We start from the raw sequence: 19336 nt of genomic DNA on the forward strand, positions 1-19336 counted from the left end.
AAATAGTTTTCTTCAAAAATAACCCAGCTGGATTTTGTATAATTTATTTTTAATAATATTTACTAAAAGATACTAAATAGTTATGATAATTTTTAATAATAAAGAGGAGGATAAATTTTGAAGTATTGTGTTGATTGCAGACACTTCTCAACAAAAGTGAAAGGAAGCAACAGGGAACAATACGATGGTTCCTGCACCAGGATGAAAAAAAATGTGTATGAAACAAATCTTGGATGCAAAGAATTCAATGAAGAACGCGTTTAGGCATAATTGAATCAGCTTCTGGCTGTTGGTGTTTTTTTATTTACGTATGCACTGATAGTCCTTAAGCCAAAAAAGATCAATGAAGCCCATGCGGCTTTAATTGGCGCGGTCCTTTCTGTAATATTCCTTCTCAAGCCTCACCAGGTACTTGAAGCTCTTGGTATTTCGACACAGGAAATGCCAGTGCCTCTTGTTACAACATGGAATGTAGTTATAATTCTTATAACCTTAATGATTATCTCAAGTCTTCTTGATGATTACGGGTTCTTTGCATACTGCGCAAGGAAAGCGATACATGCATCAGGGAACAGCGGGCACAAATTATTTTTATATACATATCTTGTGGTCTCATCAATAGCTCTTTTTGCCGGGAATGATGTCGTCATCCTGACTACAACTCCCATTATCCTTATTTTTTGTAAAAATGCCGGGATAAATCCAAAACCATATATGTATGCATCTTTTTTTGCTGCAAATACGTTCTCAATACCGCTTTATATCGGGAATCTTACAAATATCCTGATAGGGGATAGTTTCGGGCTTGATTATTTCGGATTTACCGGATACATGTTCCTTCCTACGATCGCAGCAGCTTCTGTAAATTATCATTTATTGAAATATATCTTCAGGAAACAGATACCGCTTAGTTTTAGCTTGAAAGATGATTTCGAAGTAACTATAAAAAATAAACCTATTGTAACCCTGGGACTTGTAGTATTGCTTGGCGTCATCATTTTTGGAGGTATAGCGAATTATTATAAAGTGCCAATATCCTTTGTGACATTAAGCGGGGCTTTGATCCTGTTGATTTCCGAGAGAAGAATTGCACATCGGCTAAACATGATATCATGGAATGTTGTGGTCTTTGTTATCGGGCTTTTCATCGTAGTAAAAAGCCTGGATGCAAGCGGAGTAAATAGCAAAATAGGCGAAATGGTTTTTACAGGATTGAGCGATAATATTTTCATCGCAATTTATTCCATGTCGCTTTTGTCTGCTTTAATGTGCAATCTTGTAAATAATATTCCCATGACAGCCATGATGCTTTCAATAATCCAGCAGGCAAATCTATCCCCGTCAATGAACACGGCAATGGGTTACTCGCTTGTTATCGGTTCAAACCTTGGCGCCAATTTTACCACATTCGGGGCGCTTGCCGGGATACTCTGGCTTGAAAGCGCGCGCAGGTATGGATGGAATACTACAATGACCGATCTTCTTAAGATCGGATTATTCGTTACTCCTATTGCCATACTGGGAGCAAGCATAGTGCTTGCGGTAGAACTATCTTTTTAAAATTTCCGGCCCTGACACTCTTTAATTTCGTGAATCGATACATTCTATTTCTGGATAACAGTAGATATATATCTGTTTGAGTAGTACTCAAACCCCAGTTCAGGTGATATTATGAATTTTATAGTCAAAGGAAATTTCAAAGCAGGACAAAAATGGGAACAATTTACAAAAAAGATAACAACATTAAACAAGAGTCTGGCATTAGAAAAGACATTTTCCCTTCTTGGAAGCGAGCACAGGTTAAGACGCAGTTTAATTAAGATAAATTCAGTAGACGAGGCTAAAGAATGAGTGGTGTATTGAACCAGCAGCAACTAGCGGAATTATCAGAAAAGCACCAGGTCTACCAGTACCAGGCGGAATCCATTGCACAGCAGATAAATATGGTTAAGTTGACAATCAAGGATGTGGAGACTGCATTGACCACAATCACTGCTTTAAAAGACGAACCATCGGGGATAGAAACACTTGTGCCCATCGGTTTTGGTTCTTTCGTCAAGGCGAACCTGGTAAATACGGATACTATTGTTGTTGGAATCGGGGCGGGAGTGAGCGTTGAGAAAAAAATAGACGATGCCAGATCATTCCTTGAAAAAAGGAAAGATGAACTTACAAAATATTATGATCAGCTGAACACTACAATAGCAAAGATTGGCCAGGAACTTCAAAATATAGAGAAAATAGTTCAAAAGCACCAGCAATCCCAGCAGCAACAGCAGCCCATGCGCGCCGAATAATTTCATATATTTCACATGTTTGAAAAACTCAAAGAGAAACTTGGCGGTTTTAAGAAAGCACTTGGCACAGTTTTAGAAACAAAAGAAAAAGAAGCTATAAAAACAGAACCTGCAAAGGTCGAATCCGTAAAGGTTAAAACCGTTAAGGCCGGGATCAAAACTGATGTTAAAGCGGATGTTAAAACTGACCTTAATACCCGGGTCACAAGTTCGGAGACCGGGGAGATCGGAGAGATCAGGAAAACTCCAGAACCTGCAATCCCGCCAAAAGCTCCTGAAAAATTCGGCATATTCGATAAGATCAAAGCAGCGGTCTTTGAACAGGAATTCATAATAGAAGAAAGCAGCGTAAAAGATATTCTCTGGGAGCTTGAGATGGCGCTTCTTGAGAGTGATGTAGCGCTTCCTGTCGCTGAAAAAATAGTTGAGTCAATAAAATTAGAGCTTGTTGGAACAAGGAGAAAAATCGGCTCCGATACGGGTAAGATCGTCGAAGACGCGCTTAAAAAAGCCATTCTTAAAGTTATTTCAGTAGATTATTTTGATTTTGATGAGTTCATCAAGAAGGCCAATAAACCGGTAAGCATTGTTTTTGTTGGTGTAAATGGAACAGGCAAGACCACAACTGTTGCAAAAATGGCAGAACGCTTTAAATCGCAGAATTATTCTGTCGTTATCGCTGCGGGCGATACATTCCGCGCCGGCGCAATTGAGCAGATAGACAGGCATGCAGAAGCTCTCGGGATAAAGATCATCAAGCACCAGGAAGGCTCTGACCCCGCAGCAATAATATATGATGCTATACAGTTCGCAAAAGCAAAGCACAAGGACATCGTGCTTGCAGATACGGCTGGGAGAATGCATATCAATATTAATCTTATGGACCAGTTAAAAAAGATATGCAGGGTCAACAATCCTGATCTTATTATTTTCGTGGATGAGGCTATAGCAGGTAACGATGCTGTTGAAAGGGCAAAGCTATTCAACAGCGCTGTGCCATTTAGCGGGAGCATTTTGACAAAAGCGGATGCAGATTCAAAAGGCGGCGCAGCGATATCAATATCATACACTACCGGGAAGCCAATACTTTTCCTTGGAGTCGGGCAAACCTATAAAGATCTTGTCAAATTCGAGCCTCAGTGGTTAATCTCACGGTTATTCGAATAATAGTGATTTGATCATGTAAAGTTTTTTGTGTTTAGATCGCTTATTGTATAAAAAATGCAAAACAAAATCGGTAAAGCTTTCGCCCCTGCCCATATATCAGGTATTTTCATAATCGACATTAAAAAAGACCCGTCACTTTCAGGTTCAATGGGCTGCGGAATATGTCTTGAGGACGGCGCTGTAACAGAAGTGCGCCCATCAAAGGAAACAATAATCAGGATCAATGGGATTGTTACTGGGGCCCCCACAACATTATCGGCAATAGGGCTCCTGACCCCTGAACCTGTGCTCGTTGATACAAAACTTGACATACCCATCGGCGCTGGGTTTGGTGCAAGCGGAGCCGGGGCATTGAGCGCCGCACTTTCGCTAAATGAAGCGCTCTCCCTGGATTTGACCTTTAAAGAAGTAGCAGGAGCCGCTCATTGTGCCGAAGTGACTAACATGACAGGGCTTGGAGATGTCACAGGAATGACCTTTGGCGGCATGGTTATCCGGAAAAAAGCAGGCGCGCCTTTTCGTGGGATTATTGATAAGATCCCATCCAGGAATACAAAAATATCCTGGATAGAGTTCAATGAAATCTCCACGAAATCAGTTTTATCCGATGAACTGAAACAGAAGACCATAAACAGGGCCGGAAAATCAAGGCTCAAAGAACTCTTTAAAAAACCCACGGTTGAAAATTTCATGATACAATCCGCAGCATTCGCAAAAGATATTGAACTCATGAGCCCCAGGGTAAAAGATGCCATCGAAGCTGTAAAAGCCGCAGGCGGTCTTGCAAGCCAGGCAATGCTTGGAGATACTGTTTTTGCAATAAACGATAATGGCGCACTTATGGAGTTCGGGAAAGTCCATGAAAGCAGGATAAGTAATGCCGGGGCACACCTGATATGATACCGAAAAGCCATCCTCGATATGAGTCTCTTATGGCGCGTGAGTTAATAGTTGAAGGGGTCAGGAAAGGTATTACAAGTACCCAGGGTTTGATAGCACAGGGGCGGGGGGAAGCATTTGATTATTTGATAGGTGAGAAAACCACAGAAAGCGCTTTGCGTGCTGAGAAGGTGGCAGCGGCAAAGTTACTTCTTGCAAAAAAACCTGTAATATCGGTGAATGGAAATGCCGCAGCCCTTGTCGGTTTTGAACTCATAAGGTTAAGCGAACTTGTAAATGCGCCTCTTGAAGTTAATTTATTTCACAGGACAGAAGAAAGGGTAAATAAAATCATGGGGCATCTTCGATCCCTCGGTGCAAAAAATCTGGTTACAAAGAACGATGCTCTGATCCCCGGACTTGAACATGACCGCGCAAAAGTAGACCGTGATGGCATCTTCGCAGCTGATGTCGTTCTTGTACCTCTTGAGGATGGCGACAGGTGCAAAGCACTTGTAGGTATGGGAAAAACCGTAATTGCCATTGACCTCAATCCGCTTTCAAGGACTGCGCAATGTGCAACGATAACTATTGTGGATAATATAATCCGCGCTGTGCCCAATATTTCAAAATTTGCAGAAGAATTGAAAGAACTGGAACAGGAACAACTTAAAGATATTGTTATGGGCTATGATAATAAACAGACACTGTCTCTTGCTATTGAAGAAATAAACAAGAACTTAATCTCTTTTATAGGCAGGTCATGATATTACCAATATCGTTAGGTGCATTCCCACCGCAAAAGTCGGTCATCGCCATCAACTGCGGTTCATAAATGAACATGAAAAAAACAGCGAACTATACAGAAAACAAGAATTTGCTGCTATGCTTTACGCTCTTTGCGTCCTTTGCGGTGTTAAGGGCTCGGAATGCGGGATATAATACGGGCGCGGGGGGATTCGAACCCCCGACCTACAGCTAGCTCCAATATTATTTAGGAGGCTGCCGCCCTATCCAGACTAGGCCACGCGCCCTTGGGGTTTTTACTAAATGTCAGTGGTTTGTATTTAATATATCGTATCTTTCGGACAAAAACGGTATTATTCGGGACACGAAGTTAGTAATAAGTCACTTCAACCACATATTTTTCAGCAAGTGTTAGTATCTTTGCGGTCAATTCATCCTTATCATGCCTGAATTGCTGTTTTCCCTGCATTATTTCTTGGGAAATCTCCCTTCCCACAACATCATCAAATCCTGGCAGGACGCGAATGATTATTGACCCTTCCGGAACCACTGTATTCTCAAGCACATTATCCATATCCCCATCAATAATACCGATAACAGGAATACCAAGACGCGCCAGTATATCCGCAGCTATTGTCGTAGTGTCATCCCCTACTGTTATGACAAGCCCTGCATCCTGTACAAGCTCAAAGGTTGATTCAGCAGCATGGTCAATTATTGCTATTTTATTGTTCGATTTTTTTGAATTGATATCTCTTATCCTTGGTTTTGGTCTTGTTCTCCTGATACCGCCAGTTTTTACCTTTGCTGTGAAAAGATTGATAACGCGATTTTCAAGTTTTTCAAGACCATGCGGTTTTACTTTTATGCCTTTGAGCCTTATGATCTTTCCATCCCTGCATACAATTTCAATATCAGGATTTGTAGTCTCACCGATCACAATACCATCGAGGCGGATGTTTTCACCAATGAACGCGCCTCCTATGCTGCGGATGACAAGCTCCCCATTGATCCGGATATGCGAGGGTTCGGGTATTCCCGGCTCCACAGGCAGGTCATAAGTTCCATATTTTGCGAGAAAGTTCCTGACAAATTCAGCGCATCTTTTCGCAGGTGGATAGTAGTATATTATCCTGCCATTATTATCAGGGCTCTCGATATGCACAAATGGTAGTAAATTATCCAGTTTAGACGCTACGATCCTGCCAAAATAGCGGCCGGTATCCAGTGTTTTTCCATGGTTAAGGAGTATTGCGAGGTCAATATCATTTTTCATCGCGATTATAGTTTCACTGGGCGTGAGCCCCCCGGAAATGTCAATAATGTTTTCAAGACCTGCATCCAGAACTGCTGTTCTTCCCATAGTCCCTCCAAGTCTTGCGGTTATGTCATGCTCTTTTTTGAATATGCCGATTATTTTCCCTGCAGAACCCATATCAACTATCTCAGGCCCATGAAGAATGATCCCTATACGCATGCTATCGATTAATTAGAGGTATCGGAATAAATATTTAAGTATCAAAAATAATAAAAGCTATTTATGCAACTTAGGAATATTGTCCTTGTCATCATTGCGATCATTCTTGCCCTAATCGTAATTAAGATTTTGTGGTGGATTACTGCGATTCTCTTACAACTCGTTATATTTTTAATCGTTGTGTATATAATTTATTTATTATTAAAAAACTATAACACACTTTAAACCATTTTTTTATATAATAATATTAATCTAAATCATCAGAGCGCCTGTTAAGGATTTGATGAACAATAAAAATTACGGCCCAGAAAATTATAGCGCCTATTAGCGCACCTTTCCAGTCCAGGATTTTATCGTGTAAAAGATATTTCAGAATAATGAATGTAACAAAATATGTTAATGATGCCGCAGAAGCTGTGAAATAAGAGTTCGTTTTTTTCATCATGCAAATTTACTATTTTATTATGACAAATATCTTTCCTTTTAGTCTGGTCATGTGCTTATTTCTATCGTGTATTTCTATAGCTTTTGCCGCAAGAAATATTCTATCAGTTCCTGAAAAGCAAAAATATATAAGAAAAGCGCCTGTAAATCCGGGAATATGCATGATGAAAATATCAACAAGATAAAAGAAATCATCGGATCGGCTGCTGGTATTCCTGACCCGGTTGAACGTTCAAGAAAATACAGGACTATAGTGGGAATCCTATCCCGGAACGCGGTACGTTCAAACGATCCTGCGTATATTGAAGAAGCAATGAAGATTGCAGGAATGGTTACTGACGATCCATCCAAGGCTTATGTTGAGATCATCCGTGCCATTTCAAAAATGAACCGGAAAGATAAAAAAACATTTGATGAAACCGTTAAAATCACAGAAAAAACAGATAATGATCTTGACCTTTCTGTTGCGCTTTCTGAAATCGTATTTGCTTTTGGGAAATATGGTATTAATAAAAAAGATGAGATGATCTATTTTGCCTCTCTTGACCTTGTACAAAAAATACCGATGAACACATATCGTGCAATGGCTTATCGGAATCTTTCAAAGGTAATGGCAGATATTGATCAAATAAAGTCATTGGATCTGCTCGATAGATCTATTGAGGTACTTGAAAAAAGTGAAGGGATCAAAACCATATATCAAATACTGGCATATTGTGATATCAGTGCGGTCCTGGCTAAACTTAATGATAATCGAAGTTACAATTTTTTTAGAAAAGCAGGAGAAATGACTGATAATATCATAGATGATTTTGAGAAGTCCGCAGTTTTGTTAAAGATATTGGAAACCGGTATTGAAATCGGAACTAAATTCGAAGATAAAAAACTTCTGGATGATGCGGCCGGGATATCAAAGGGGATCACAAGAGAATATTATAAGACACTTGCAAAAAATGCACTGTTAAAGAAAAAGAATTAACCAAAAAAAACGGGCTTTATTTTGGCACACTTAAAAGTGCTACAGCAATCAGGGCAAGCACCCATATTACAATTTTTTCTTTTGTTATTTGAATATTCATCCTATCTATCCAATTAATACTATTGTCCATCATAATAATAAATCTTTTGAATCAAAAGTAATTATAAAAGAAGATTGAGTATCTCTCCCCGGATCGATGTCCGTTCCATAATATCCTCTCTGTCTTTGAAAGGTCTTCCCCGCATCACCTGTGCAGCCTGTTTATTATCCATTCCCGGAAGCATATTCAGTAATTTAACTGGAAGACGGTTAATATCAACAGGCACAGGAATTCCGGTTATCGACCTGTGCCCGTGGCCTGTGACGAGAATATCTAAGGAGCAGCCCGTATCAAGTTTAAGTGGAATTCCCACAAGCAGGGGATATGTGCCAAGCTGCCTTCCGAATGTAATTTTATCGTAAATTTCCGTTCTGACATCTTTAAGTAGGATTCCGGCAGGGATGACACGGCGAAGCATGGGAAGGTCAATCTCGTTCCTGATCTTTTCTTTATAGCGAAGAAATAGCTCCTTATTCTTCCATACAGCTTCATCATGCCCCTGCATCGGGGTTCCCGCAAATGTCATGACCTGCCTGATATTCACCCTCCTGACCATAAGACCGCTATCGAGCACTTTTTTCAGGAATTGAAAATTCAGTTCAAATGTTTTTTTTGTTTCACCTTTCAGTCCATGGACAAAATTTATTCCAGGCAAAAGTTCAGGAAGACCACTTGCCCCGCGTGCAGCTCCTGCTTCGTTTAAAAGTTTTATAGATTCAAATACTTCATCAGGCGTTGCTTTCAGGTCGTTTTCGCTGATAACATCAGGGTCTGCGCTTTCCATTCCGAGAGCTGCGACATCACCTGATGTATGATATTTAACGATTATCTCTGCGATCTTTCGCGATTCATCCGGATACTTCGATATCGTTACGGGATTGGCGTTATCCATATGCAGCACCTTGAGGTCTGGCGCAGCTTTGCGTATGCCGCTATAAAGTTCTTCCAGAGCTCCAGGGTCAGGGACACCTTTTTTTGACCGGTACATGAACAAGTCGGGCTGTCTTCCTAACCTGAAATAGCGCGCTCCATTCTCATAGAGAGCTGACACTTCTCTTACAACATCGTTAACTTCACGAAAATCCGGTTTTCCGTAGAATGGTTCTGTGCAGAAAGAACAATGTGAATGGCGCGGACATCCCCGGTATGTCTCAAGCTCGCATAGAACAAATGGATAATCAGGATGCTGGGTGATAATGAAAGTGCCCGATTCTGCCCATCTGCCTATTTCACTGTTTGTCCGCATCCTGTGCTGGACAGATGCGGGGTCTTTGTGATCCATAAGATCGTAAACGAACGCTTCAATGTCTTTCTTTGCAAGCGTAATTCCCGGAACAGAAAACTCTTTTGCAGATGAGCCGCCTTCTTCGCCAAATCCTAACCTGATCGGTCCTCCGATAATCTTTGTACCCTCAAGGTGCGATAATTCGTTGATCTCTTTAAGGGTGATGGGTGATGCTCTTAAATACTTCCCCGGAACTGTCATTCCTGCTATGATAATATATAGATCAAATCGCAGAGGCTCCCTGCGTGTTCTTATCCGGTCTATTGTGCGATAGATGATATCCTCTTTTTGAACTCCTTTTTCTATGAGAGCGCCTGCTATGTAACGAGGATAAGGAGCCATATACGGGGGAACGCCAAGGCATGCAGGTTCATCCACATACCCGTCAATTATCAGAACGCGCATTGTGTTGTTGTTTTTGGAGAGGTTTTAATTTTTGTTGGTAATTTTGTTGTGATACAATACAATTTATGGATTTGTATAGAATTAAACGTCTAATCGTCAGTTTTAAGGATCGATAAATTAGAACTATATTACTCAATAAGATTCTGTATAGTTAAAAACGTATCTACAGGCATCGTAACATTTGTACGGGTTTGTGGGTGACTGAAGACGATGGGAGTTTTGTGCATCCATAAGGGCGATTAAAATAAAGGTACAATAATGTCGCCAAAAATGGGCACGAATAAAGCTACAGAGAGTTTCTATTGTAGATAATCCCTCTCCTGAATTGTCTTTTGTGATAAAAGGCTTAAAAACTATTGATGGATAGATTCGCATGCTTTGCAAGACTAATAATATTTTAAACGGAAGTCTATATATACAATAACTGTATATTAATTTAAGTCGAAAGGATTATGGATATAAAAATTGTTCACACGTCTGATTTACATTTAGGATCCACATTTAAAGTTCTTGGAAGCAAATCCAAACTTCATAGAATTGACTGCCAAAACGTACTCACGAATATTATTGATTTATGCATAAAGGAAAAAGTAAAGGCTTTACTGATTGGAGGAGATTTATTTGATACTGCTGAACCACAGAAATCATTGGTAAAATTTGTAATTAGTGAGTTTGAAAGGTTAAACAAAGAAAAAATTACTGTATTTATTTCCTCTGGGAATCATGATCCTCACAAAAACGGTAGTGTATGGTTAGCATATAGGTTTCCATCAAATGTTATTATTTTTGATTCTTCCGATTTAGAAGCCAAAGAAATAGATGGGCTGACTGTTTACGGATTAGCATACATAGATGATACAAAAGAACCGCTAAAGGGATTTAAAGCAAACGATTTCGATAACTTTAAAATTGGATTGATTCACGGTTCCATAATTGATATTAATTGGGAGGAAGAACCTGAAAAAGGTTACAGGAGAATAACAACAGCTGACTTGAATAACTGTAAATTAGACTATGTTGCATTGGGTCATTTTCATGATACTTTAGAGATTAAAAGTAAAACAAAATGTTTCTATTCAGGAACTCCTGAACCACTAACATTTAAGAATAAAAAGGACTGCTCAATTATATTAGCTTCATATAACGATGGTAATGTTACTATTAGATCAATAAAAACTAACATACGAGAATTTGAAACGCTGGAGATTGATTGTACAAATTTTGAATCAGATTCGGGGATAAGAAAAATTATTGAAAAGAATAAGGATAAAAACAAAGCTTTAAGATTGGTTCTTAAAGGGCTTCCTTCATTAGATCTTAATCTCGATATTGAACTCTTATTAAAGGAATTTGATGAAAATTATTTTCTCCTTAAAATTGTGGACAACATTCATCTGCCTGAAAATCTCATAGAAGATGAGACTATTAGAGGCAATCTCATACGATTAATCAAAGCCGAAATTGGAAAAGAGAAAGATTCTGAAAAGAAAAAGAGATTGGAAAATGCTTTGAGAATAGGCGTAGGGCATTTAGATAAAAAATTGTGATAAAATGGTTCAATTAATAAAGCTAGAAATGGAAGGATTTGGGAAATTTGCAAAAGAAAAGCCCATAGACTTCGATGAGGGAATAAATTTTATCATAGGATTAAATGAAGCTGGGAAAAGTACGGTCTTAGAAGCGATATCAGCTTCCATTTTCAAATATACAAAAGCTCAAATTGAGCCTTTTATCTGTTGGAATAATAATGAAACGTGCAGAACTGTTTTAACCTACAGAACTGATAAAGCTGATATTTTTAAAATAATTTCGGATTATAAATCTGGAAAAAGAAGGCTTGAAAAAATAGAAAATGGTAGAATGAAGGAAATTGCAACAATTGATAAAAATATAAATCCATTTTTAAAGGAGCACTTTGGTTTTGATGATAAAAAAGTCTTTGAAAACACTGCATTTATAAGACAATCACATATAGCCATATTAGAGGACAATTCAGTTAAAAATAAAATTAAGGATATGATTGAAAAAGTCTTTGCAGGCAGTGCTGAATCTTCTGCCACTAAAGCACTTGCAAAAATGAATCAAGTGGCAAAAGACTATTCCAAACAAATTGATAATTTAGAAGAAGAAAAAGTCAAATTTAAAGAAAAGTTGGAATCTGTTAAAAAAACAAGGGGATCAGTAGCAGAAGATAGTGGAGAACTCAAAAACATAGGTACCGAACTTGATGATAAAATAATAAAATTGGAAAATCTAGAACAAAATAAAAAGTTATTTTATGAAAAAGATAAATTGTCAGGGGAGGATAAACATCTTAACGAACAAATAAAAAAGGTGGATGAACTAATAGAAACTTTATCTTCTGATAAAGAAGTTTCTACCAAACCAATCCCTGACAAAACCATAGGGATTATTTTAACTCTAATTGGTATTTTAATATCCCTAACAGGTATTGGTGCCGCAATCGATATTCTTTTGGTAATCGGTATTCCTTTGGTAATTTGGGGATTAATTAAATTACTGCAAAAAGAGGAGAAGCGAAAACCAGTTCAAAAAGATAATGAAAAGTTACAAAAATATCTTACAGAGAAAAACGAATTAATTAATAAAAAAGCCATTATCGAAAAAAGATTTGAGGAGTATAAACTTGTGAACTTTAATATAAATGACTTTAATGAATTAGAGACATTAAAAAAAGAAGTGGATACGTTAAGATCAAGAAAAGTAGAGTTGCAGACAAGTATCAGAACGACTACAACACTTGTTGAAAGTCCTGAAGAAGTTAAAGAGGAATTAGATTCAATTGAAGAAAATCAACGTGAATTAAATAAAAAAATTGAAGAATATAAATTAGCAGCTCATTTCTTAGAATTGGCAGAATCTGAAGTTCACCATAAGTTTACCCCTATGATTGAAAAGAATTCAAAACAAATTCTAAAAGAAATAACAAACGAAAGATATTCTGATTTGAAAATTGAAGAAGACACGTTGAATATTAAAATTAAAGAACCGGAAGCTAAAGAATATATTGATGTTTCTTATTTAAGTCAAGGGACAAAAGATCAATTATATTTCACCTTAAGAACTGTAATGTCTGATTTATTAAGTGGTGATACTAATATCCCCCTTATTCTAGATGATCCTTTCCATAATTTTGACAATGTACGATTGGCTAAGACGATAAATATGATAAACGAACTAGCAAAAAATAAACAAATAATTCTTATATCCCATAGACCGTATCATCAAGAGGTTAAAAATTTTACAGGTAAAATAATCGAGTTGAACTAATGAATTTTAATCTCCTCAGCATTAGACTCACATAATTATTTATGTGGAAATACAATATATAATTTAAAGCTTTAGTAGTCGGGTGTTAAAATGCAAAGACTTCATGTAGACAAAAAAATCAAGGCTCTTGAAGAGCAGGTTGAGTTGCTTAAATCTTTTATTTCTAAAAAGGAGGCGTTGATCACAATAGATGATTACAGAAAATATCTTGCCAAAACTAAAAAAGTAATTAAAATATCTATAGAGCCCACCGAATACATCAGAAAAACCAGAGTTAAAGGTGAATTTTATTGAAATTGGTTCTTGACTCTGATGTTCTGGTTCATGCTCTTCGCTTCCCAAAAGATGAAAAATTGCTCTCACTTCATGAAAAAGCATCTCAGATTTTTGAATCTTGCATATCGGGCGTAAATGAATTGGTGATACCTTCTGTAATACCAATAGAGGTCGGAACGGTATTATCCAAAATTCTTCCTTCAGATCTGGCAAATGAAGGTATAGAGAAATTGTTACAGGTCGCTGTGGAGATCTATCCGTTTACGACAGAGCAAAGTTTGAACACTCTCTACTCGCTATCTTCTAACCTGTATTTTCAGAGGTGCATAGCGAATTCTTCGAAGCTCAGTAAAATCAAAAAGAATCCAAAAGACACAGATGTACCGGGTTGGAATAAATCAAAAACAGAAGTCATGCTCGGCGGTATGGATGTATTTGTAATCTCATATGCGGAAATGAAAAGCGCCATGTTAATTACCAATGACTGGTCATTGTGGTACACGGCATGGAAAACAGGAATTTTGTCATATTGGTTATCAGGTTTAAACATTGAGCAGATTTCAAATATTGCAAATGGTTTAACCGTTAAATGATTTTTGCGCAATCGGAGATAGAACCATACAAGTTCTTGCTACAAGAATAATCGTTCCCACTTACTTTTCGTCACGTAGCTTGAGTGCCCTCTCTTTTCAATACATTCCAAAGTGATAAAAGGCGACAGTATTCCTCATGCACCTGCGCATGGATGCTCCCGACCTCGGTCGGGGGTAGTGATGCAGGATTATTACATATCTATCTGGATCGAAAGATGTTGTATATATTTAAAATAAGATAGCCACATCCCGGATGGTGCAGCCCGATAAATTGGGAGATTAGGCAGCAGTGAGAACCGCGCAGAGTCGGAGAATTCGTGCGCATCCGTAACAATTAACATGGCAATACAGAACACAGATAGGCGGATGCTCACAGATTACCAGCACGGTCCATTTCTCGAATCAGGACATATCGTGGATTTGGAGGTTATCGCAAATACATGATTGGCACCTTCCATCCGGGCGCCTGTCATGTTTGCGCCATCAAGATTGGCGAAATTAAGATTAGCGCCATCAAGAACCGCATTGTTCAGGTCTGAATATTCCAGACCTGCAAAATTAAGATTTGCTCCTTTCAAACCTGCATTATTTAATTTTGCATATTTCAGATCTGCAAAATTCATATTTGCACCATTCAGGCTTGAATTACTAAAATTTGCATATTGCATGCTTGCAAAATTCATATTGGCGCCATTTAATACTGAATTATTAAAGTCTGAATTATCAAGATCAGCAAAATCAAAATTATTATCCCCGGGATGGCTATTATTAAATATAGACCACTCCAGGTTATTTTCCACTGTATCTGGTGCAGGATATCCGTTCCAGGCCAAAAAAACGGTTGCGATGATCAATAAAATACTAAGAATTACCGCCAATACATACATAATACCGGATCCGGAACGCCTTGCAAGTATCTGTATGCCTGACAAAATGAGTATTACAGGCCAGTACTGCCATAAGCTGCCCCATATCTCCCATGGAAGTGATCCCAGGTTATTGAATAACAGGATAAATCCAATGGCCAGAAGAAGAAGTGGCCCCACATATCCCGGTTTCATACTATCAACTCCAGCGCTTTATCAGCAACCACACTCCAACAAAAATAATAATAACTGGCCAGAGAAGGTCTTTATCTATCCACGGTATCAAATGAAGGTTTTCAAGAAGGAAAAAGATACCCAGCAAAATAAGGATAATACCGAACCATCCTGCACGTTTTGAATGTTTTTCTTCGGTTCTCTTTGAAAAAGCATGCCCCAATCCTTCGCCTGCTTCTTTTACCCGTTCACCTATTTCCTGTACATTCTCCTGGATCGTTTCTTTTTGCGGCTGGCCGGCTTGATCAGCTGTTGGCATTATTATGACTAATATTATGTATAGCAGCAAACCGATGCCATTTAAAAATACAAGCACGATGAAGACAAGCCTGACAATGACTGAATCAATCCCGAAATACTCGGCAATGCCGCCGCATACACCATCAATGACCTTGTCGGTTTTACTTTTTGTAATGCGTTCCCCTGACATATTAATGATACCTCCTTAATAGTTAAACAACAATAATATCTTCATTCAAGATAAAAGCTTTCACACAACGATCTTTTTCATCAACCATGCCATATTTTCTCCAAGATTCTTCATGGTCCGGATTCCTTCTTCATCTGTTTGGACATCTCCGATCTGTCTTCCAAGACCCATGTTCCAGTAACTTGAACCAGGAACGATCATCTGGCTTATATGGAAGAAATGATTGATCGAGTCAAATCCATGGATTGCGCCGCCTCTTCGTACAGCTATCACAGCCGCACCAACCTTGCGTTTGAACATTGAGCCATTTGCTAATGCCGTCATTCCCGATCTCTCTATCAGGGCTTTCATTTCCGCGGTTATATCGGCAAAATAAATTGGTGAACCTAATATTATTCCGTCAGCTTCTACCATCTTATCGATGCAATCATTTACAATATCGCTCTTAACAGCACAATGCCCATCTTTTTTGTCAAAACATTTATAACAGGCCGTACATCCCTGTATTTTCTCTCCAGAAAGCTCTATTAGTTCTGTTTCTATCCCAACTTTCTCCAATTCACTCAACACATATTTTATAAGAATTGCAGTATTCCCTTGCTTCCTTGCGCTTCCATTAATTGCCACTACTCTCATTTTATCTTTTCCTTCTCCTTTTCTTTTTCCTGTACTCTGATTTTCACAATTTTGCCCTGTTTCACTTCACTTTCACACACTTATCGAACCACTGATCTGGATTCTTCATGATGATCTTGATCTCCCAATTTCGTTTCAAGCTCTGCTATCCTCTTTTTAAGTTCACTCATCTTGAGTTCGCGCCCCACAAAGAGCCGGTTAATGCGCTCAACCTCTGCTGTTTTCTTTTCCAGTTCCGCAGTTCGCTCCTTTACCATATCCTCAAGATGTTCGTGGTATTTCTTAAGTTCCTCTTCCACTTTTTTCCTCCCGGTCAGATCAAGGCCGAAAGTCCAGTTCTGTTCCCCCGTCGAAATGAAACTCCAGGAGATATATTTCTTTGAACCATCTTTGCAGGTGACGATAACTTCCATCGGCTCTATTTCTGATTTTGTTTCGATCGCCTGCCTGACCTTAGTTCGCCATTCTTCTTCGATCCTTGCGCGGTATTTTTCGTCAGGATAAGCCACAGGCCACCATTTTTCCGCTGTTGGAATATCTTCTAATGTATAACCAAATAATTTAGTGAACGTGGGGTTTATGTATTCGGTTTTTTGCTCTATTCCAGCTGACATGTATATAGCCAGCGGTGATGTTTCAGCCATAGCCCTGAACTTTTTCTCGCTCTCGCGCAGCATTTCCTCCCCGCGCTGGATATCGGTGATATCCCTTCCTGTAGATAGTGCTCCGGTTACATTTCCATTTGAATCTTTGAGAACACGGCACCACCATGCTAAAAGACGCCGTTCGCCATCTTTTCGTCTCTGCCAGCTCCCAACATAAATAACATCTTCTCTTCCCGCAAATAAAGGCTGCACTATGTTGTAAGTTTTTTGTTCGCCTTCAAAATAGAAAGCAGCTTCTTTTCCGATAACATCACCACCAAAGAATTCGAAACCAGCTTTGTTTGCCCATGTGTATATTTTGTTGATATCAACTTCCATAATAATATCTGGAACCGCAGATAGTATTGCTTCATAACGTAAAGATAAAGACCGCAGTGCCTCTTCGGCAATTTTCCGTTTTAGCCTTCCTTCTGCCTCTTCAAGTTCCCGCTCGATAGCAGGATTCAGGCGCCTCAGATCGTCCTTCCTGATATAATCCTGTGCCCCTGCTTTCATGGCATCAACGGCTATATCTTCCCCAATCCTGCCTGAAACGAGGATAAAAGGCACGTCGATCTCTTTTTTTTTCAATAATTTCAAAGCGGAAAGTCCGCTAAATCGAGGCATAACATAATCAGATATGATGATATCCCATTTTTTTGAATCAAGAGCTGCGCTCATAGCATCAGCAGTATCAACACGTTCATATTCCGGTTGATAACCGCCCCGCTTTAATTCTCTTATCAGAAGCAGAACATCGTCCTTTGAATCCTCGACTACCAGAACCCGAAGTTGTTTGCTCATATTTTATCTTTTCAGGTCAAGAAATGTCATGGCAGGCAGATATTCAACTTCGTGTCCGGCAAATTTGCCCGTCCTAAATATATAATCCAGCCTGTCTTCCACCAGAAGTATTTTTTATTCAAGTCCAGTTCCTCCAGTTTGAACATATTTTTCCTCATATACATAATAATCACTTTTTTTTATATAAGGATAATTAACTTTAAATAAATTCTCCTTTGGTCTTTCATCTCAATAATATTAAAATGATGCTTTTATCGGAGAAGTCGGACAATTTGAAGTTATTTAACGATATGAATTTAAATTATTTATTTCCTTTATCAAAGGATGTCCAGGCAGACTATCCAGCAGGATCGTAAATTCAGAATCCGGGTTTAATTCGATCAAATGAAGCGTATTTTGAAGGGCAACAGTCAGTGATTCATGATCCGGTTCATCAACTATTTCTGCATTGAAAGGAAATGTTTCCTTGAGTTCTAATGGATATGGGCCAAACGGGGGCTTGAAATCAAACACCCGGTCAAATTCATCCTCATTTTCAAGTCTTTTATTCCTGATAAGAACCTTTCCATCAATATTCAAATTTTTGAGTTTATTCCTGTGCCTTAAAACTTCCGGCCTCAGGGATGATTCCGGTCCACTGTAAAAGAAAGTTGACCTTGATAATGGCTGGATTGTTTCGATCCATCCTGAATGCCGTGATAGCGCCCTCTTCAGTCCGGATAATAATTGAGGATGCGCCCTGCATCGATTTTCCACAAGTTCCCACAGGCTTCCTTCCTGTATTGCCTGTTTTACAACCCGTATTTCCTCAAAGGTAACATAAAGATTATGGCGCGCCAGCAGCTCTTCACGCTTTTCGCTTTCAAACAATTCCCGGGCACTTAGCGAACTGCATATCGGGCAGGAACAGGGCAGGTACTGGAGATTTTCAATATGATACGTGCCCCGCGTTGTCATGTATCTTCCATCCTTGGCGTACAGGGCATAAGATGCGGAATCAAAAAGATCACAGCCTAAAGCCACGGCAAGAGAAAACATCATTGGATGCCCGGCCCCGAAAAGATGCACAGGAGCTGCCGGTGACAGGCCTTTTTTAGAGGCAACAATAACATCTACAAGTTCAGAAAATCTGTATGATTCCATAAGAGGTACAACCGCTCCAAGAGGATAAACATCAAAATCAAGCAAGCTTAACTCGCGCGCACATTTCTCCCTGAGGTCAGCAAAATTAGAACCCTGGATAGGCGCAGCAAGAAGCATGTCTTTTCTTGATCCCAGAGCTTCTTTTTCCCGGGCTATTGTTTGTTCAAGTTCGGACTCGGCGCGCATTCGTGAAACATCAGGAGGTGTAGGAATATCAAGAGGTACTCCGATATCTGAGCCGATATTTTGCTGGAATTCAACTATCTGTTTATTATTTACTTCCACTTCCCCGTATATCGATAACTGGTATGAGCCTGAGTCTGTCATTATCGGGCCATCAAATCCGATAAGCGAATGTAAGCCTTCCTTCAGGGCGCGTTCCCTCAGGTCGGGCCTCCGGTAGATTATATATGAGTTTGTTATGATGATCTGGGCGCCGAATTTTCGAAGTTCTGATGGCTTGATCGTCTGGATATTGGGATTAACAACAGGCATGATCGTGGGTGTCTCGATGATCCCATGACGGGTTTCCAGCCGTCCGATACGACCGGCACAGTCCTTCTGGAGAATTTCGAAGATTGGAGGCATTATAGCCTGATATTGGAATGAGAAGTATATTAGGATGAGGTAGAAGTATAT

At 39.1% G+C, this 19336-nt stretch carries 20 protein-coding genes and 1 tRNA gene; 12 read left to right on the forward strand and 9 right to left on the reverse strand.

What is annotated here, in order from left to right:
* Window positions 1-117 precede the first annotated feature (117 nt).
* The 7 genes from CL181_RS20220 (at window position 118) to CL181_RS07415 (ending at window position 5110) form a co-directional block, all read left to right on the forward strand.
* Window positions 118-264 (forward strand): hypothetical protein, encoded by a 147-nt coding sequence (locus CL181_RS20220; protein ID WP_176505108.1) that lies wholly within the window; start codon window positions 118-120, stop codon window positions 262-264.
* A gap of 6 nt (window positions 265-270) precedes the next feature.
* Complete coding sequence (locus tag CL181_RS07390; RefSeq protein ID WP_097298664.1) at window positions 271-1560, forward strand: SLC13 family permease; 1290 nt, start codon at window positions 271-273, stop codon at window positions 1558-1560.
* Window positions 1561-1671: 111 nt separating this feature from the next.
* A complete protein-coding gene (gene rpl18a / locus CL181_RS07395) occupies window positions 1672-1851 on the forward strand; it encodes a 50S ribosomal protein L18Ae (protein ID WP_097298665.1) in 180 nt (59 codons plus the stop codon).
* Window positions 1848-2297 (forward strand): prefoldin subunit alpha, encoded by a 450-nt coding sequence (gene pfdA / locus CL181_RS07400; RefSeq protein ID WP_097298666.1) that lies wholly within the window; start codon window positions 1848-1850, stop codon window positions 2295-2297. The genes rpl18a and pfdA overlap by 4 nt, the downstream gene beginning before the upstream one ends.
* A 15-nt stretch (window positions 2298-2312) precedes the next feature.
* Window positions 2313-3464: a signal recognition particle-docking protein FtsY gene (gene ftsY / locus CL181_RS07405; protein WP_097298667.1), complete on the forward strand. Its 1152-nt coding sequence runs from the start codon at window positions 2313-2315 to the stop codon at window positions 3462-3464.
* 54 nt (window positions 3465-3518) lie between these two features.
* Entirely contained in the window at window positions 3519-4364 is an 846-nt protein-coding gene (locus CL181_RS07410) for a pantoate kinase (RefSeq protein WP_097298668.1), read from the forward strand.
* Window positions 4361-5110 carry a 4-phosphopantoate--beta-alanine ligase gene (locus CL181_RS07415; protein ID WP_097298669.1) on the forward strand — a complete coding sequence of 250 codons (750 nt, stop codon included), beginning with the start codon at window positions 4361-4363 and terminating at the stop codon, window positions 5108-5110. The genes CL181_RS07410 and CL181_RS07415 overlap by 4 nt, the downstream gene beginning before the upstream one ends.
* A gap of 177 nt (window positions 5111-5287) precedes the next feature.
* On the opposite strand, the gene CL181_RS07420 is transcribed toward CL181_RS07415, so the two are convergent.
* The 3 genes from CL181_RS07420 to CL181_RS07430 form a co-directional block, all read right to left on the reverse strand.
* Window positions 5288-5377 (reverse strand) — tRNA-Arg (locus CL181_RS07420).
* Between the two features lie 83 nt (window positions 5378-5460).
* Window positions 5461-6567, reverse strand: a complete 1107-nt coding sequence (locus tag CL181_RS07425; RefSeq protein WP_097298670.1) for a DUF2117 domain-containing protein — start codon at window positions 6565-6567, stop codon at window positions 5461-5463.
* Between the two features lie 247 nt (window positions 6568-6814).
* A complete protein-coding gene (locus CL181_RS07430; RefSeq protein ID WP_097298671.1) occupies window positions 6815-7012 on the reverse strand; it encodes a hypothetical protein in 198 nt (65 codons plus the stop codon).
* A 156-nt stretch (window positions 7013-7168) separates the two neighbouring features.
* Here CL181_RS07430 and CL181_RS07435 point away from each other — a divergent pair, with 156 nt between their 5' ends.
* Window positions 7169-7990 carry a hypothetical protein gene (locus CL181_RS07435; RefSeq protein WP_097298672.1) on the forward strand — a complete coding sequence of 274 codons (822 nt, stop codon included), beginning with the start codon at window positions 7169-7171 and terminating at the stop codon, window positions 7988-7990.
* A gap of 161 nt (window positions 7991-8151) precedes the next feature.
* Here the strand turns inward: CL181_RS07435 and CL181_RS07440 are convergent, their stop codons facing one another.
* Window positions 8152-9780, reverse strand: a complete 1629-nt coding sequence (locus CL181_RS07440; RefSeq protein WP_097298673.1) for a radical SAM protein — start codon at window positions 9778-9780, stop codon at window positions 8152-8154.
* Between the two features lie 452 nt (window positions 9781-10232).
* Here CL181_RS07440 and CL181_RS07445 point away from each other — a divergent pair, with 452 nt between their 5' ends.
* The 4 genes from CL181_RS07445 (at window position 10233) to CL181_RS07460 (ending at window position 13940) form a co-directional block, all read left to right on the forward strand.
* A complete protein-coding gene (locus CL181_RS07445; protein WP_097298674.1) occupies window positions 10233-11327 on the forward strand; it encodes a DNA repair exonuclease in 1095 nt (364 codons plus the stop codon).
* A gap of 4 nt (window positions 11328-11331) precedes the next feature.
* Entirely contained in the window at window positions 11332-13071 is a 1740-nt protein-coding gene (locus CL181_RS07450) for an ATP-binding protein (protein WP_097298675.1), read from the forward strand.
* 90 nt (window positions 13072-13161) lie between these two features.
* Window positions 13162-13365, forward strand: a complete 204-nt coding sequence (locus CL181_RS07455; RefSeq protein WP_097298676.1) for a hypothetical protein — start codon at window positions 13162-13164, stop codon at window positions 13363-13365.
* Window positions 13362-13940, forward strand: coding sequence for a hypothetical protein (locus CL181_RS07460; RefSeq protein WP_097298677.1), 579 nt, complete (start codon window positions 13362-13364; stop codon window positions 13938-13940). Before CL181_RS07455 ends, CL181_RS07460 begins: the two co-directional genes overlap by 4 nt.
* Window positions 13941-14317: 377 nt before the next feature.
* Here the strand turns inward: CL181_RS07460 and CL181_RS07465 are convergent, their stop codons facing one another.
* From CL181_RS07465 to tgtA, 5 genes are all read right to left on the reverse strand, one after another.
* Window positions 14318-15001, reverse strand: a complete 684-nt coding sequence (locus tag CL181_RS07465) for a pentapeptide repeat-containing protein (protein ID WP_097298678.1) — start codon at window positions 14999-15001, stop codon at window positions 14318-14320.
* Between the two features lie 4 nt (window positions 15002-15005).
* On the reverse strand, window positions 15006-15470 hold the full coding sequence (locus tag CL181_RS07470) for a PspC domain-containing protein (protein WP_097298679.1): 465 nt from the start codon (window positions 15468-15470) through the stop codon (window positions 15006-15008).
* A 60-nt stretch (window positions 15471-15530) separates the two neighbouring features.
* Window positions 15531-16106, reverse strand: coding sequence for a flavodoxin family protein (locus CL181_RS07475; protein WP_097298680.1), 576 nt, complete (start codon window positions 16104-16106; stop codon window positions 15531-15533).
* A gap of 80 nt (window positions 16107-16186) precedes the next feature.
* Window positions 16187-17554 carry a PAS domain S-box protein gene (locus CL181_RS07480; protein ID WP_097298681.1) on the reverse strand — a complete coding sequence of 456 codons (1368 nt, stop codon included), beginning with the start codon at window positions 17552-17554 and terminating at the stop codon, window positions 16187-16189.
* Between the two features lie 282 nt (window positions 17555-17836).
* Window positions 17837-19285, reverse strand: coding sequence for a tRNA guanosine(15) transglycosylase TgtA (gene tgtA, locus CL181_RS07485; protein ID WP_097298682.1), 1449 nt, complete (start codon window positions 19283-19285; stop codon window positions 17837-17839).
* Between the last annotated feature and the right edge of the window lie 51 nt (window positions 19286-19336).

This window comes from Candidatus Methanoperedens sp. BLZ2 (assembly GCF_002487355.1).
Classification (GTDB): domain Archaea; phylum Halobacteriota; class Methanosarcinia; order Methanosarcinales; family Methanoperedenaceae; genus Methanoperedens.